At 68.6% G+C, this 16,509-nt stretch carries 14 protein-coding genes; 6 read left to right on the forward strand and 8 right to left on the reverse strand.

The features are described from left to right. The first annotated feature begins 493 nt into the window (after positions 1–493). On the forward strand, positions 494–2,584 hold the full coding sequence (locus ACRWK7_RS20900; RefSeq protein ID WP_431858211.1) for a 4Fe-4S binding protein: 2,091 nt from the start codon (positions 494–496) through the stop codon (positions 2,582–2,584). Positions 2,585–3,026: 442 nt separating this feature from the next. After that, positions 3,027–3,920, forward strand: coding sequence for a pseudouridine synthase (locus ACRWK7_RS20905; RefSeq protein ID WP_431858212.1), 894 nt, complete (start codon positions 3,027–3,029; stop codon positions 3,918–3,920). 71 nt (positions 3,921–3,991) lie between these two features. Here ACRWK7_RS20905 and ACRWK7_RS20910 read toward each other — a convergent pair whose 3' ends face one another. The 8 genes from ACRWK7_RS20910 to ACRWK7_RS20945 form a co-directional block, all read right to left on the reverse strand. Continuing rightward, a complete protein-coding gene (locus tag ACRWK7_RS20910; protein ID WP_431858213.1) occupies positions 3,992–4,447 on the reverse strand; it encodes a PTS sugar transporter subunit IIA in 456 nt (151 codons plus the stop codon). 27 nt (positions 4,448–4,474) lie between these two features. After that, on the reverse strand, positions 4,475–5,173 hold the full coding sequence (locus ACRWK7_RS20915; RefSeq protein ID WP_431858214.1) for a response regulator: 699 nt from the start codon (positions 5,171–5,173) through the stop codon (positions 4,475–4,477). Next, positions 5,170–7,884, reverse strand: coding sequence for a DUF4118 domain-containing protein (locus tag ACRWK7_RS20920; protein ID WP_431858215.1), 2,715 nt, complete (start codon positions 7,882–7,884; stop codon positions 5,170–5,172). Before ACRWK7_RS20920 ends, ACRWK7_RS20915 begins: the two co-directional genes overlap by 4 nt. Positions 7,885–8,089: 205 nt before the next feature. Next, positions 8,090–8,230 (reverse strand): hypothetical protein, encoded by a 141-nt coding sequence (locus tag ACRWK7_RS20925; protein ID WP_431858216.1) that lies wholly within the window; start codon positions 8,228–8,230, stop codon positions 8,090–8,092. A gap of 19 nt (positions 8,231–8,249) precedes the next feature. After that, positions 8,250–8,855 (reverse strand): K(+)-transporting ATPase subunit C, encoded by a 606-nt coding sequence (locus ACRWK7_RS20930; protein ID WP_431858217.1) that lies wholly within the window; start codon positions 8,853–8,855, stop codon positions 8,250–8,252. 10 nt (positions 8,856–8,865) lie between these two features. Further along, positions 8,866–10,947, reverse strand: coding sequence for a potassium-transporting ATPase subunit KdpB (gene kdpB / locus ACRWK7_RS20935; RefSeq protein ID WP_431858218.1), 2,082 nt, complete (start codon positions 10,945–10,947; stop codon positions 8,866–8,868). 58 nt (positions 10,948–11,005) lie between these two features. Beyond that, positions 11,006–12,715, reverse strand: coding sequence for a potassium-transporting ATPase subunit KdpA (gene kdpA, locus ACRWK7_RS20940; protein ID WP_431858219.1), 1,710 nt, complete (start codon positions 12,713–12,715; stop codon positions 11,006–11,008). An 11-nt stretch (positions 12,716–12,726) separates the two neighbouring features. After that, the gene (locus ACRWK7_RS20945) at positions 12,727–12,816 is read right to left on the reverse strand and encodes a K(+)-transporting ATPase subunit F (RefSeq protein ID WP_431858220.1); all 90 of its coding nucleotides are present in this window, start codon (positions 12,814–12,816) and stop codon (positions 12,727–12,729) included. 539 nt (positions 12,817–13,355) lie between these two features. Between ACRWK7_RS20945 and ACRWK7_RS20950 the strand changes: the two genes are divergently transcribed. Genes ACRWK7_RS20950 through ACRWK7_RS20965 form a run of 4 tightly spaced genes read left to right on the forward strand, consistent with a single transcriptional unit; the run spans position 13,356 to position 16,506 of the window. Then, positions 13,356–13,655 carry a Flp family type IVb pilin gene (locus tag ACRWK7_RS20950; protein WP_431858221.1) on the forward strand — a complete coding sequence of 100 codons (300 nt, stop codon included), beginning with the start codon at positions 13,356–13,358 and terminating at the stop codon, positions 13,653–13,655. 28 nt (positions 13,656–13,683) lie between these two features. Continuing rightward, positions 13,684–14,238: an A24 family peptidase gene (locus ACRWK7_RS20955; protein ID WP_431858223.1), complete on the forward strand. Its 555-nt coding sequence runs from the start codon at positions 13,684–13,686 to the stop codon at positions 14,236–14,238. Positions 14,239–14,245: 7 nt separating this feature from the next. Beyond that, complete coding sequence (gene cpaB, locus ACRWK7_RS20960) at positions 14,246–15,109, forward strand: Flp pilus assembly protein CpaB (RefSeq protein WP_431858224.1); 864 nt, start codon at positions 14,246–14,248, stop codon at positions 15,107–15,109. Positions 15,110–15,114: 5 nt separating this feature from the next. Continuing rightward, a complete protein-coding gene (locus tag ACRWK7_RS20965; RefSeq protein WP_431858225.1) occupies positions 15,115–16,506 on the forward strand; it encodes a type II and III secretion system protein family protein in 1,392 nt (463 codons plus the stop codon). The last annotated feature ends 3 nt before the right edge of the window (positions 16,507–16,509 follow it).

The following is a 16,509-nucleotide window of genomic DNA, read 5'->3' on the forward strand; positions in this document are numbered from 1 at the left end:
CTGGTACTGGTCGCCCGGCTGGGTCTTGTGCACGACCTCGGGTTTCGGGTGTTCGCCCTGTTGCGGCCCGCCCGGCTGCTCGACCGACTGCTGCCGGGGTTGGGCCTGCTGGTCCCGCCGGGCCTGGTCGGACGCCGGATCGTCGGAAGGCTTCTGCGCCGAGGGCTGCTGCGTCTTCGGCTGCTGGGCCGACACCGGCGCGGCGCCGAGCGACAGCGCGACCGCAGCCGCGACACTCACACCAGCGGTCCAATTGACGAACGTCATTTCTTCACCCCTCGTTTGGCGTCCAGACTTGACGGAAGTCGTTTGATCAACTTGTTGGCACGCGCATGGGAAGCGATCACAGAGTTATTCTGTTCACACAACACTTATACTACGATGCGCAGGCGAGTCGAACATCCGATTCCGCGATAGGTTTATTGGCCGTATGACCATGAGTATTACCCACATCGCGAAAGCTCGAACCGCTCGCCCTGGATCGGCCGGCAGTTTGCTGACAATTTGCTTAGTTTCCCTAATTCTTTTCACCGCCCTGTGGTCCGGCAGCGCCGCTGCGGCACCGGAACGGCCGGACACCGCCCTGGCCGCGACCGTTCCCGGAGCGGAAAGCTTTGGCGAGCTTCTGGCCGAGGTTAAGGCCTATCCGGCGTACAAGGACGGGCGCGTCGTCGGCTACGCGTTCTTCAGCGCCGATGTGGTCAGTTCGGCGGGCTATTCGACAAAGCCGATCAACGTGGCCATCGGCCTGGACCTGGATGGCCGGATCACCGGCGTGCGGCTGGTGGAGCACCACGAACCGATCCTCGTGCTGGGCATCGACGACCGGCACATCCAGGCCTTTGTGGACCAGTATCGCGGCCTTTCGGCGGATCGGCCCGTCCGGCTGCGCGCGATGACGCTGCCCGATGGCGAGGCGGTGGACGGGATCAGCGGCGCCACGGTGACGTCGCTGTCGTTGAACGCGCTGATCACCGGGGCCAGCCGCATCGTCGCCGACACCCTCGGGCTCGGCCGCGCGGGCGGCGGCACGGAACCCCGCTTCCGGGCGGAGGCCTTCGCCCCGGCGTCCTGGGAAGACCTGCGCACCGACGGCTCGATCCGGCTTCTCCACCTGTCCGTGGGGGCGGTGCGCACCGCCCTGCGCAGCCACGGGGCGCAGGAGCTTCCGGGGCTCGACGGCCCGGACGAGGGCAACTTCAGCACGCTGGCCGTGGCGCTGGTCGATCCCGCGCGGATCGGCCGCAACCTGCTGGGCGACCGGGCCTACACCGAGCTGATCGGCGGGCTGGCGCCGGGCGAGTCCGCGCTGTTCGTCGGCGGCAGCGGCCTCTACTCCTTCAAGGGAACCGAGTGGCGGAGGGCCGGGCTGTTCGACCGCGTTCAGGTGGTGCAGGGAACCAGGACGTTCCGCCTCGCGGCGCGCCAGCACCGCCCGGTGGACCGGGTTGTGCTGGCCGGCGCGCCGGAGTTCCGGGAAACCGCGCTGTTCGTCATGCCCGCGGATTCCGGCTTCGATCCGACGCGGCCCTGGCGCCTCGATCTGCTCGTCACCGCGCAAGGCGCTGGAGGGGACCCCGTCTTCGCCAGCTTCACGCTGCCGTATTCACTGCCGGACCGTTATCTTCCGGCCACGGCCGGCGCACGGTCGTCGGCCCCGGTGGCCGCACCCGACTGGCGGGACGTGTGGTGGAGCCAGCGCGTCCGGATCGCCGTGCTCGGCGTCGGCCTCCTGGCGCTGACCGGGATCCTCGTCTTCCAGGACGCCATCGCCCGCCGGCCGCGCCTGCACGACCGAATCCGGATCGGCCTGCTGCTGTTCACCCTGGTCTGGATCGGTTGGTACGCCAACGCGCAGCTCTCGGTCATCAACGTGCTGACCTTCACCAACGCGCTGCTGACCGGCTTCGACTGGAACTTCTTCCTGCTCGCCCCGCTCATGTTCATCCTGTGGGGATACGTCGCCATCGCGCTGCTGTTCTGGGGACGCGGCGTCTTCTGCGGCTGGCTGTGCCCCTTCGGCGCGCTTCAGGAGCTGACGAACCGCGCGGCGCGCGCCCTGCGCGTGCCGCAGGTCCGCCTGCCGTTCGGCCTGAACGAGCGGCTTTGGCCGATCAAGTACGTCACCGTCATCGTCCTGTTCGCGCTGTCGCTCACGTCCATGGAACTGGCGACCGCCGGGGCCGAGGTGGAGCCCTTCAAGACCGCCATCACGCTGCGGTTCCTAAGGGACGGGCCGTGGGTGCTGTTTCCGCTGGCGTTGCTGGCGGCCGGCCTCTTCATCGAGCGCTTCTATTGCCGCTATCTGTGCGCGCTGGGGGCGGCGCTGGCGATCCCGGCGCGGCTGCGGATGTTCCAGTGGCTGAAGCGGCATCACCAGTGCGGCCGGGAATGCCGGATCTGCGAACAGCGCTGCCCGGTCCAGGCCATCCACCCGACGGGGGAGATCAACCCCAACGAATGCATCCAATGCCTGAAGTGCCAGACACTCTATTTCAACGAGCATGTCTGCCCGCCAATGATCGTCCGCCGCAAGCGCCGCGAGGCGCGGCGCTCGCAGCCCGAGGCAGCCGGCGAGCCCTGATCCCGAGACTCGCTTCTCAAAAGGGCAGTCAGCAACCGCCAAACCAGAATATCCGCAACAATACGGAACCAAAAAAACCCGCCGTCAACTTACAAAATACCCCAGTCAACTCGCTTACAGCATGCATTCCGCAATCATACGGATAGCAGCCGGCGGGTCGCATCGGCGAGAATTCCTCCCAGCCTGCATCGCGGTCGCGGTGCGTTCGAGGATACGCCAAGATGACCATGGGAGCAGACCGGCCGCTGATCTGGATCGGAGGGCCGGACTACGGATGCCTGCCGCGAGCGATTGATCGGCCGCCTGGACAGGCTCCGGAGGGGGCGGACGGCTCCTGGCCGAAGTCAAATGTCACCTTTGGCTCCCAGGTCGCGTTTGCGGACTGCGACACCGGGCAACGGCACTGCGTGCCCCCGTTGCTCGATGCAGGGGCGACACCATTATGAGAAGGCCATCCCCATCGCGGGGAACGGCTGGATCGAGGGGGCCGAATGGCGCCATCGTCAGCCTGCCGCGCGCCCTGTCAAAGCTCGGGTTCTGCTCCCGCACGCAAGCCGAGGCACTGATCGGCGAGGGGCGCGTGCGTGTCGATGGCCGGGTCGTCCGCGTCGCGACGGCCCGCGTCGATCCCGGACGCGCCCGCATCACCGTCGATGGCGCGCCGGTCGTGGCCGAGCGCAAGGTCTACCTGATGCTCAACAAGCCGCGGGGCCTCGTCACAACCCGGGATGATCCGCACGAGCGCGCAACGGTCTACGACTGCCTGGAGGGGATCGATCTCCCGTTCGTTGCGCCCGTGGGACGTCTCGACAAGGCGAGCGAGGGCCTGCTGCTCCTGACCAACGACACCCGTTGGGCGCAACGCGTGCTGGATCCCGCATCGAACGTTGAGAAGATCTATCACGTCCAGATCGACCGCCTGCCGAACGAGGGCATGCTGGAACGCCTGGAGGCGGGCATGGTGCTCGATGGCGAACGCCTTGTCGCAAAGTCGGCAAGCCTGCTCCGGGCCGGCGCACGCAACGCATGGCTCGAAGTCGTCCTCTGCGAAGGCAAGAACCGCCAGATCCGGCGCCTGCTCGGCGCTGTCGGGGCGGAGGTGCTCCGCCTCGTGCGCATCAATGTGGGCGGAGTGCGGCTGGGCGATCTGCCGACGGGTACGGTCCGACACCTCACGCCGGCTGAAAAGGCGATGCTCGATGTTCCAATCCGGACCACATCGGGTCCCGTTGGCGCTCCGAAGTTCGTTGCGAGCGCCGGCGCCCGCGGCGCCCCTCATCGCGACCACCGTGCCGCCGGAGCAGGACGGCCTTGGCGTGCGCACCACCAAGCGTGACGCCATCCGCAGGGTGTTCGATAGGGGAGCGGACGGCGAAGCCCCGGCCGCCCCCTGATCCGGCGTGGGTCTCAGCGACCAGCTTCCCCTGCCAGCGCCGCATACAGCGCCTCCGCATCCGTCGCCCGGCGCAGGAGATCCGCCATGCTCCGATCACGCAGCCGGCGTGAGACGCACGCAAGCGCCTGAAGATGCTCATTCGCCGCGTGCGGCGGCACCAGGAGCAGAAAGACGAGATCCACGGGCTGCTCGTCCACCGCGTCGTAGTCGATCCGCCGCTCCAGACGGGCGAATGCCCCGAAGAAGCGGTCCAGGCCCGCGATACGGGCGTGCGGAATGGCCACGCCTCCGCCCACGCCGGTGGAGCCCAGGGCCTCGCGTCCGCTGAGGGCCTCCAGGATCGCCGACTGCCGCAGCCCGGTCGCGGCGGCGGCACGGCGTGCAAGGTCGGTCAGCAACGTCCGCTTGTCGCCCGCCGGCAGCTTCGCGATAACGTGGCCGGGGCTCAGGAGGTCAGCAACGTCCATGGTCGCACTCTCAAGGGGCAGCGTGTCTCAGTCCGGCGCGCGCAGGCGGTAGCCGACGCCGGTCTCGGTCTGTATGTGCCGGGGGCGTTCGGAATCCGCTTCGATCTTCTGGCGCAGCTGGCGGATGTAGATGCGCAGGTACTGGATGTCGGTCTCGCCGCCCCAGACCTCCTTCAGGATGAAGCGGTGCGTCAACACCTTGCCGGCGTGCGCCACCAGCAGGCGCAGCAGGTCGTACTCGCGGGGCGACAGCTTCACCTCCGCCCCGCGCACCGTCACCAGCCGGCGCACCAGATCGACCGTCAGGTCGCCGCTGCGGAACACCGGCCGTTCGCCCTGCTGCTGCAGGCGATGACGCAGCGCGGCGCGGATGCGCGCCAGCAGTTCATCCATGCCGAAGGGCTTGGTCACGTAGTCGTCGGCGCCGAGATCGAGCGCCTCCACCTTGCCGGCCTCGTCCATGCGGCTGGACAGCACGATGATGGGAAGCGTCACTCCTTCGCCCCGCAGCCGGCGGATCACCTCCTGCCCGCCCATCACCGGCAGCCCGAGGTCGAGGACGATCAGGTCGGGCGTGCGGCGGCGCACCTCGTCCAGCGCCCTGGCGCCGTCGTCCGCCTCGGTGATGTCGTAGCCCTGCACCGCCAGGCTGGTGCGCAGGAAGCGGCGGATCGACGGCTCGTCATCAACGACGAGCACCCGCACCGGCACGCTGTCCGATTTCATGGCGCCATCTCCTCCTCCATCCTGGGCACCTCGGCTGCGGCCGGAAGCGTGAGGGTGAACAGAGCCCCCGGTCGGTCGCGACGGTTTCCGGCCACGATGGTCCCGCCCATCGCCTCCACGAAGCCGCGGCAGATGGCGAGCCCCAGCCCGGTGCCTGCCCGCTGCCGGTCCTGGGCGTGAACACGGTAGAACTTGTCGAAGATCCGTTCCAGATCCTGCGGCGGGATGCCGTCGCCCTCGTCCTGGACCTCGACACGCACGCCCTCTCCCTCACGCCGTGCCCGCACGTCGATCCGCGAGCCGGCCGGCGCGTACTTGGCGGCGTTGTCGAGCAGATTGAACAGCACCTGTTCGAACAGCACGGAATCCAGGTTCAGCATCGGCAGGTCGCCGGCGAGGTCGACCTCCACCCGGTGCCCGGCGAGGATCCTCCCGCCCCGCTCCAGCGCGCTGCCGACCACTTCGGCGAGATCGACCGGCAGGGTGCGCGGACGGATCGCGCCGGATTCGAGCCGCGTCATGTCCAGCAGGTTTGCGATGAAGCGGTTGAGGCGCTCCGCCTCCTCCTGGATGGTCGTCGTGAGCTCCTTGCGGTCCGCCTCGTCGAGCATCGGCCCATAGCTGTTCAGGCTGGTGGCCGAGCCGAGGATCGACGCCAGCGGCGTGCGCAGGTCGTGCGAGATGGAGGTCAGCAGCGCCGAGCGCAGCCGCTCGGTTTCCGCCGCCAATCGGGCGCGGTCCACGTCTTCGGCGAGGGTGACCCGCTCGATGGCCAGCGCTGCCTGGTCGATCAGCGCGTCGAGCAGGCGGCGCTGGTCCGGGGTGAGCAGGGCGCCGGGCCGGTCGGTATCGATCCCCACCACGCCGACGGCGCCGCGGCCGGTGCGCATCGGCAGGAACAGCCACTTGGCGCCCGGCAGCGTGTCGGCACCGGCGCCGGCGGGCCGATTGTGCTCCCACGCCCATTTCGCCGCCGCCAGATCGGCGTCGTCGATGACGTCCTCCGGCGGGTAGCCGGCGCGCACCGCCACCGTCTCCCCTTCCGGCAGCAGCACCACCACGCGGACCCTGAGCATCGCGGCGATCTGGTAGGCGGTGGCCCACAGCAGGTCGTCCATGGTGACGACGCCGGCCAGCTTGCGGCTGAACCGGTAGAGGTCCTCGGTGGTCTTGGCGCGCTGGCGCGCCGCCACCGCCTGGGCGCGCACCCGCGCCGTCAGGTTGCTGGCGATCACCGCCACCAACGCGAAGAAGAACAGCGCGACGATGTTCTCCGGGTCGGCGATGGTGAAGGTGTGCAAGGGCGGCAGGAAGAAGAAGTTGAAGGCCAGCACGCTGATCAGGCTGGCGAAGAGCGACGGTCCCAGGCCGCCGGTGACGGCGCTGGCCAGCACCGCGGTCAGGAACACCAGCGCGATGTTGTTGAGGTCGAGCACGAGGCGCAGCACGTGGACGGCGCCGAGCGCCACGGCGACGTACCCGGTGCTCGCCAGATAGGGCCACCACTCGACCGGCTTGCGCGGCACCGGGGCGGTCCTGACCGTCTTCGGCGGGATCGGCTCGCCGGAATCGCCGGCGATCACGTGCACGCTGATGTCACCGGCGCAACGGATCAGGTCGTGCGCCACCGAGCCGTGCAGCAGTTCCGACCAGCGCGAGCGGCCCGACTTGGCGATGACGATGTGGGTGACGTTGTTGGCCCGCGCGTAGGCGACGACGCTGGACGCCACGTCGGTACCGGGGACCGTCACCGCCTCGCCGCCGAGGCGCTCGACCAGCCGCAGCGCATCGGCGATGCGGTCGCGGTCGGCCTCGCTGAGCCGCAACGCCCGCGTCGTCTCGACGTGGACCGCCGTCCAGTGTGCCCGCAGGCGCTCGGCCTGCCGGCGGGCGTAGCGCACCATCGCGGCGACGTTGGGGTCCTCGTTGACGCACACCAGCAGGCGTTCGCCGGCGGCCCAGGGGCCGGAGATGGCGTGCGCCTGCATGTGGGTCAGCAACTGCTCGTCCACCCGCTGCGCCGTGCGGCGCAGCGCCAGCTCGCGCAACGCCGTCAGGTTGCCGGGCGAGAAATAGTGGCGGATCGCGCGCTCCGCCGTACGCGGCACGTAGACCTTGCCCTCATGCAAGCGCTGGATCAGGTCTTCGGGCGCAAGGTCGATGATCTCGATGTCGTCGGCGCGGTCGAGGATCGAATCCGGCACCGTTTCACGCACCCGCACGCGGGTGATCTTGGCGACCACGTCGTTGAGGCTCTCGACGTGCTGGATGTTCAGCGTGGTGTAGACGTCGATCCCGGCGGCCAGCAGTTCCTCGACGTCCAGGTAGCGCTTGGCGTGGCGGCTGCCCGGCACGTTGGTGTGGGCCAGCTCGTCCACCAGGACGATCCGCGGCCGGCGGGCCAGGATGGCGTCGAGGTCCATCTCCTCCAGCGCGCGCCCCTTGTACTCGACGCGCCGGCGCGGGATCACCTCGAACCCGGCGAGCAGCGCCTCGGTCTCACGCCGGCCATGCGTCTCGACGATGCCGACGACGAGGTCGAGGCCCTCGCGGCGCTTGGCGTGCGCCGTCTGCAGCATCTCGTAGGTCTTGCCGACGCCGGGCGCGGCGCCGAGGAAGATCTTGAGCCGGCCGCCCTCCTCCCGCTCCGCCTGACGCAGCAGCGCGTCGGGCGAGGGGCGGATGGTGCGCCCGGATGAGTCGTCGTTCATGCGCATGCCCTCGTCTCGCCGGGCCCGGCCCAGCGCACCGGCGGCGCCAGCCGATGGCCGACACGCGGCTCCGCCAGGATATCCCGGAGTGGCTCCTGGTCCGGCTCGATCTTACGCCGCGGCGCGCGGATGGCGACGCGGAGATATGGGAGCCGCCCGGGCGGGGTCGTGCCCCAGACGGCCCCACGCAATTCCCGAAGACTCCTCACCCGACGGCGGCCTGCGGCACCGTCCGGCCGCACGTCGCGTCGGTGGGGTATCCCTCGGCCTTCAGGTTCCTGTGGCGATGGAACCGGATGGCGGGGCCGCTGTCGGCGACGAGGACGTGCGGGCCGGCGTCGGGCATGGCGGTTCCCCTTTGCCTCCTATCGGGACAACGCCGCATCGAGGGCAAGGTTGAGCTTCAGCACGTTGACCGTCGGCTCGCCGAGCAGGCCAAACAGGCGCGGCACGGTGTTCTCCTCGACCAGCCGCCGGACCCGCTCCTCCGGCAGCCCGCGCGCCTTGGCGACGCGCGGCACCTGGAACTCGGCCGCAGCCGGCGAGAGGTCGGGATCGAGCCCGCTGGCCGAGGTGGTGACCAGATCGACGGGCACCGGCTTGCCGGGATTCTCCGCCTTGAGCCGCTCGGCGTCGGCCTGCACGCGCTCGACCAGCGCCTTCGAGGTCGGACCGAGGTTCGAGCCCATCGAGTTGGCCGCGTTGTACGGCGCCGCCACCGATTTCGCCGGGTCGGTGGGGTCGGGGCCGGTGGTCGCCGATGGGCGCGGCTGGAAGTAGCGCTCGCCGGTGAAGGACTGGCCGATCAGCTCGGAGCCGATCACGGTGCCGTCCTTGACGATCAGGCTGCCGTTGGCTTGGTGCCCGAAGAGCCCTTGGGCGATTCCGGTGACCGCAAGCGGGTAGACGAGGCCGGTGATCACCGTCAGGGCGGCGGTCATGACCAGCGCGGGACGCAGTTCCTTGAGCATGTCCGGATCCTCACACGAGGCCGATGGCGGTGACGATCACGTCGATCGCCTTGATGCCGGCGAACGGAATGACGAGGCCACCCAGGCCGTAGATCAGCAGGTTGCGGCGCAGCAGCGCGGCGGCGCCGACAGCCCGGTACCGGACGCCCTTCAGCGACAGCGGGATCAGCGCGACGATGATAAGCGCGTTGAAGATGATCGCCGACAGGATGGCGCTCTCCGGGCTTGCCAGTCCCATGACGTTCAGCGCGCCGAGCTGCGGGTAGAAGGCGAGGAACATCGCCGGGATGATGGCGAAATACTTCGCCACGTCGTTGGCGATGGAGAAGGTGGTCAGGGCGCCGCGGGTCATCAGCAGCTGCTTGCCGATCGCGACGATCTCGATGAGCTTGGTCGGATCGCTGTCGAGGTCGACCATGTTGCCGGCCTCGCGCGCCGCCATGGTGCCGGTGTTCATCGCCACGCCGACATCGGCCTGGGCGAGCGCGGGCGCGTCGTTGGTGCCGTCGCCGCACATGGCGACCAGCTTGCCCTTCGCCTGCTCGTCACGGATGAGCTGCAGCTTGGCCTCCGGCGTCGCCTGGGCGAGGAAGTCGTCCACCCCGGCCTCGGCGGCGATGGCGGCCGCGGTCATCGGGTTGTCACCGGTGATCATCACCGTGCGGATGCCCATCTGGCGCAGCGCGGCGAAGCGCTCGCAGATGCCGCCCTTGACGATGTCCTTCAGGTGGATGACGCCGAGCAGCCGGCCGTCCTTCGCCACCGCCAGCGGCGTGCCGCCGGCCTTGGCGACGCGTTCGGCAATGGCCTGGAGTTCGCGCTCGACGGCATCGGCCGCCGGGACCGGGCGGACCGCCGCGACGGCGCCGCCACGTCCGCCGGACAGCGCGCTCCGCCCGGTCCCCTGCACGTGGGTGAGCACCGCGTCCACCGCGCCCTTGCGGACCGACACGCCGTCGGTGTCGATGCCGCTGATGCGGGTCTGGGCGGAGAACGGGATGAAGTGGGCGTGCAGGTCCGTCATCTCGCGGCCGCGGATGCCGTATTTCTCCTTGGCGAGCACGACGATGGAGCGGCCCTCCGGCGTCTCGTCGGCCAGCGAGGCCAGCTGCGCGGCATCGGCGAGGTCGCGCTCGCCGACCCCGGCCACCGGCAGGAATTCGGCGGCCTGCCGGTTGCCCAGCGTGATGGTGCCAGTCTTGTCGAGCAGCAGCGTGTCCACGTCGCCCGCCGCCTCGACCGCGCGTCCACTCATCGCCAGCACGTTGAAGCGCACCAGCCGGTCCATGCCGGCGATGCCGATGGCCGACAGCAGCGCGCCGATGGTGGTGGGGATCAGCGTGACGAACAGCGCCACCAGCACCAGCACGCTCACCGAACCGCCAGCGTAGGCCGCGAAGCTTGGAATGGTCGCCACGGCGATGACGAAGATGATCGTCATGCCGGTCAGCAGGATGTTCAGTGCGATCTCGTTCGGCGTCTTCTGGCGCTGCGCCCCCTCGACCAGCGCGATCATGCGGTCGAGGAAGGTCGAGCCGGGCGCCGCGGTGATGCGCACCTTGATCCGGTCGGAGATCACCTGGGTGCCGCCGGTGACCGCCGAGCGGTCGCCGCCGGATTCGCGGATCACCGGCGCCGACTCGCCGGTGATGGCGGCCTCGTTGACCGAGGCGACGCCCTCGATCACCTCGCCGTCGGAGGGGATCAGGTCGCCGGCCTCGACCAGCACCACGTCGCCCGGCTTCAGGCTGGTGGCCGGCACGAACTGCCTGACTTCGCCGTCCGGGCCGAGCAGGCGGGCGTTGGTCTCGGTCTTGGTCCGGCGCAGGCTGGCCGCCTGTGCCTTGCCGCGCCCCTCGGCGACCGCCTCGGCGACGTTGGCGAACAGCAGCGTGAACCACAGCCAGATCACGATCTGCAGGGCGAAGCCGATGCCGTCGGCACCGGTCGCCAGATCGCGCAGCAACAGCAGCGTGGTCAGCGCCGCGACGACCTCGACGCAGAACATGACGGGATTGCGGACCATAAGCCGCGGGTCGAGCTTGCGGACGGACTCAGCCAGCGCCGGCCCCAGGATCGCCGGATCGAGCATCGTGGCAACCGGTGACCGTTTGCTTTTTTTCGACGGGGATTGCATGAGCGTGGTCCGATCAGAAAAGGGTGCCGGCGTTCATCGCCAGGTGCTCGACCACGGGGCCGAGGGCCAGCGCCGGGAAAAACGTCAGGCCGCCAACGATCAGGATGACGCCGACCAGAAGGCCGACGAACAGCGTGTCGTGCGTCGGGAAGGTGCCGGCGGACGCCGGGACGCGCTTCTTGGCAGCCAGCGAGCCGGCGATGGCCAGCATCGGCACAATGACGAAGAAGCGGCCGACCAGCATGGCGGTGGCGATCGTCAGGTTGTACCAGAGCGTGTTGCCGGTCAGCCCACCGAAGGCGCTGCCGTTGTTGGCCGCACCGGAGACGTAGGCGTAGAGCGCCTCCGAGAAGCCGTGCGGCCCGGCGTTGGCCATGGAAGCGGTGCCGGTGTCGAGCACCACGGCGATGGCGGTCCAGCCCAGCATCATCAGCGGCAGGCACAGCACGGCGAGCATGGTCATCTTGACCTCCTTCGCCTCCAGCTTCTTGCCGAGGTATTCCGGCGTGCGGCCGACCATCAGCCCGGCGACGAACAGCGCCACGATGGCGAACAGCAGCATGCCGTACAGGCCGGCGCCGACGCCGCCGATGATGATCTCGCCCAACATCATGTTGACCATCGGCACCATGCCGCCCAGCGGCATGAAGCTGTCGTGCATGGCGTTGACCGCGCCGCACGAAGCCGCCGTGGTCACCACGGCGAACAGCGCGCTCAGGGCGACGCCGAAGCGGGTCTCCTTGCCCTCCATGTTGCCGGCCGCCGGATCGACGCCGAAGCCGGCGAAGGCCGGGTTGCCCTGGGCCTCGGCCCAGTAGGCGATGGTGACGCCGATGAGGAACAGCACACCCATGGCGGCGAGAATGGCCCAGCCCTGGCGCTCGTCGCCGGCCATGCGGCCGAACAGGTTGGTCAGTCCGGCGCCGAGCGCGAAGATCGACACCATCTGCACCAGATTGGTCAGCGCGTTCGGATTCTCGAAGGGGTGGGCCGAGTTGGCGTTGAAGAAGCCGCCGCCGTTGGTGCCCAGCATCTTGATCGCCTCCTGCGAGGCCACGGGACCGAGCGCCAGGGTCTGCTTCGCCCCCTCCAGCGTCGTGGCCTCCACCGCGGCGCCCAGCGTCTGCGGCACGCCCTGCCAGACCAGGAACAGCGCGTAGACGAGGCAGAGCGGCAGCAGGACGTAAAGCGTGCCGCGCGTCAGATCGACCCAGAAATTGCCCACCGTGCGCGCCGAGGTCCGCGTGAAGCCGCGCACCAGCGCCACGGCCAGCGCGATGCCGGTCGCTGCCGAGACGAAGTTCTGCACCGTCAGCCCGGCCATCTGCACGAAGTGGGACATCGTGCTCTCGCCGCCATAGTTCTGCCAGTTGGTGTTGGTCGTGAAACTGGCGGCGGTGTTGAAGGCGAGGTCGGCGGGGACGGCGGCCATCTCGGCCGGATTGAAGGGCAACGCGCCCTGGACGCGCTGCATCAGGTAGAGCAGCAGCATGCCGGCGGCGCTGAACAGCAGCATGGAGACGGCGTAGGTCACCCAGTGCTGCTCCGCCGCGTCGTCCACGCCGGCGAGGCGGTAGAGCCCGCGCTCGACCGGGCGGAGCAGCGGTGTCAGGAGTGTACGCTCACCGGTGAAGACGCGCGTCATGAAGCCGCCGAGCGGCCGGGTGACGGCGACCACCACGGCAACGAAGAGGAGGATCTGGGTCCAGCCAAGGACGGTCATGGGAGGGCTCCTCAGAACCGTTCGGGGCGGATCAGCGCGTACACCAGGTACGCGAGCAGGCCGGCGGTCACCAGCCCAGCCAGGGCGTAGTTGAGGATCATGGCACTCTCCCTACAGCCGGTCGCAGGTGTGGACGTATGCGACCGAGGCGGCGAAGAACGCGAGGGTGATCGCCAGGGCGATGATGTCGAGCATGGTCGGCCTCCGAGGCACGCGGTTTGTCGTGATGGCAGGGCTGGGCGCGTGCGGCTGAGTCCGCCTCAATCCAGGTGAAGCGCAGCCGCTTGCGACGTTCCTCCGCCGGATCCAGGGTGCGCCCGAAGCGCGTATAAATTCGAGGTGGGGCGGGCCTCTCCCGTATATAGAACTCATATACGCCATGCTCCGGGAGACGGCCGCGAGACCGCGCCGCGATCGGCTGCTCCCCGCCTTCCCGAGCGTCCGTGGTCGCGTATCGCTCCGCTGCCCGCGCCGATGAAGCCGGCCGGAAACCAAGCGTCACATCCTCACGGATTGCAGCGCTCGTCCATGCCATCATTGTCTTCAAACAGATTGAATGTTTCCGTTGGACGCACCAAGGCTCACCTAGTCCCTTTGGCTAGTCTTTGAGGATTCTTGTCGCCCCAAAGAATTAACATCCATGACGGTAGTGACACCGGAACATTGTTTTTGCCTTAATGCTTTCACAAGGAAAGCAAAGTATTCGCTTCCTTGTCATCAAACAATCTATAAACTGGAGGTCGCGATGAGAATTATTCGCGCCATCATTGATGGCGTCTCCCTTTCCGTGTCATCCACCGCGAAGGACAAAAAGGGCGTCACTGCCCTTGAGTACGGCGTGATCGCCGCCGCCATCGTGATCATGCTGACGGTTGCCGTGCCCCCGGCGGCGGCGGCACTGCAGGGCACGTGGGCTGCCATTACCGCTGCCCTCGGCTAAGGCCTCGAGATCGCCGGGGGGACTTGCCATGATATCGGCTGCTCTGCTTTCCGACGGCACAGTCCTCCTGGCGATTTTCGCATTGTACGCCGCAGCGGCGGCATACGACGTCACGCTCCGCGTGATCCCGGACTCCATTTCCATGGCTATCGTCGCGGTCGCTGTCGGCAGACATTTATACGGTGGCCAGATGATGGAGCTCGCGGTCGCCGTCGGGGCCTCTTCTTTGTGCTTCCTTGCACTGTCCTTGCTGTGCGCGGCGCGATTGATCGGCGGCGGCGACGTCAAGCTGATCTCAGCCAGCGTCGTCATGGTCGGCGCCATCAATTCTTTCCATTTCCTGTACACCACTTTGCTTGCTGGCGGCGTTCTGTCCCTCGGTTATTTGGCGGCCGGCTGTATTGCTCGCGCCCGATACCGTCGCACCCGTCCGGGAACGTTCCGCCCCGCACCCGTCGATCCGCTACGGCTGCGCCTCATGTGGCGTGCCGAATGCCGGCGCGTTCGGCGTGGCGGACCGCTGCCTTACGGCGTGGCGATCGCCTTCGGCGCGATTGTGACGCTTGGATTCCAGTCGATGTGAGGATTCCATGCTGCTACGCGCGTTCCTTATTCTTGTCATGATCGGAGCCATGGGCTCGTTGGCCTTCGTCGCCACACGGGATTCTCCGGGCTTTGCGATCGCCGCCCCGCCGCCGGAACCGGCAACGGCCTCCGTGCTGGTGGCAGCGCGCGCGCTCACCTCCGGCACGCTTCTGCGCGAAGGCGACATTCGCTGGGAGAAGTGGGCGCTGGCGGACGTTCCCGAAGGCTACTTCAAGCATGGCCGCTCCAAGGAGGAGGAGGTCGTCGGTTCGGTCCTCCGCCGTCCCTTCGCGCCTGGCGAGCCTCTTGTTGCCGGCCAGATCGTCGCGCCCGGCGAACGCGGTTTTCTCGCGGCCGTCCTGAATCCGGGCATGCGCGCCGTCTCCGTGGCCGTGGACGTGGTCAGCGCGGCGAGCGGACTGATCTGGCCCGGGGATCGGGTCGACGTGCTCCTCACGCAGACCTTCCGCAAGGGCGACCACGACGCCCGCAAGGTCTCCGGCGAGACCGTGCTGCGCGACATCCGTGTTCTCGCCATCGACCAGCGGTTGGGCGAGGCAACAGGCGCGCAGGCCGGCCAGGCGGCCACCGAGCGGCAGGGACCGCGTACGGTGACGCTGGAGGTGTCGCCCCAGCAGGGCGAAGCCCTGCGCGTCGCCGCCAGCCTGGGAAACCTTGCCCTTTCGCTGCGCAGCGTCGGCACGGCGCAGGACGCCGCATCGAACGCCGCCGACCAGCATCCGACGTGGGCGTCCGACGTGTCGCTGGCGCTGCGCGGGAACGAGCCGCCCCCTTCCACCGGGCCACGTGCGCGCGGCATCGAAATCATCCGTGGAACGCGCGCCGCAACGCCCAACACGCAGGACTGACCCTCATGCACACCCTCCTGCCCCGCCGTTTGGCCCCGCTGTTCCTGACCGTCGTGCTGCTGGTGACGCCCGCCGCGCACGCGGCCGAGCAGTCCATCACCATGGAGGCGCGCACCGGCCAGAGCCTGACCGTCGCCGGCTCCGTCGCCACGGTGTTCGTCGCTGACCCGGACATCGCCGACGTCCAATCCGGAGCAGACGGCCACGCCCTCTTCCTCTTTGCCAAGGCCCCCGGGCGCACCACCGTCGTTGCGCTGAACGCCAACAAGCAGCCGGTCGTCAGCTACGCGGTCACGGTCACCGTTCCAATCACCCCCCTGCGGCAAAGGCTCGCGGCCGAACTGCCGGATCGCCAGATCTCCGTGGAATCGGCGCCGGGGGGGCTGATCCTGGGCGGCCAGGTCGCGACGCCGGTCGAGGCCCAGCGCGTCATGGAGATCGCCCGCATTCATAGCGGCAAGGAACAGGCGGTCATCAACCGCATGACGGTCGCCTCCGGCGCACAGATCAATCTGCGCGTCCGGGTCGCCGAGGTGTCGCGCGCCATCAGCAAGCAGCTCGGCTTCAACTGGGAGTCCCTGGTCAACGTCGGCAACTTCGCCTTTGGGCTGGCAACCGGGCGCGACATCGTGTCCAGCGCCGTCAACGCGGCCGCCCCGACGTTCCTGCGCGGGGAGAACGGGGTCTCCAGCCTTCTCGGGCGCTATCACACCAGCTCCGCGGACGTGAACGTGATGATCGACGCGCTCGCGCAGGACGGCCTCATCTCCCTGCTGGCCGAACCCAACCTCGTAGCGCAGTCGGGCGAAACCGCCAGCTTCCTCGCCGGTGGCGAGTTCCCCATCCCGGTGGCCCGCCGGTACGACGAGATCACCATCGAATTCAAGAAGTACGGCGTCAGCCTCGATTTCGTGCCGACCGTGCTGTCCGCCAACCGCATCAGCATCCGCGTGCGCCCGGAGGTCAGCGAACTGACCGACCAGGGCGCCGTGGTCATCAACAACCTGCGCATCCCCGCCCTGTCCGTCCGCCGCGCCGAGACCACCATCGAGTTGGGCAGCGGCCAGTCCTTCGCGATCGCCGGCCTCCTGCAGAACAGCAGCCGGACCAACGTCGAGAAAGTGCCCGGGCTGGGGGACGTGCCCATCATGGGCGCGCTGTTCCGCTCCAGCCGCTTCCAGCGCAACGAGACGGAACTGGTCATCATCGTCACCCCCTACATCGTTCGTCCGGTCTCGCAGCCAACCGCGATGGCCACCCCTGCCGACGCGGTCCAGCCAGCCAGCGATCTCGAGCGGATCTTCCTCGGCCGGATCAACACGCCCGGAGGCACGACGCCGCCGATCGGCCCGGGTGGTGCCCGTCTGACGGGCGACGTCGGGTTCATGGTCGACTGAGGC

This window comes from Azospirillum sp., assembly GCF_050789165.1.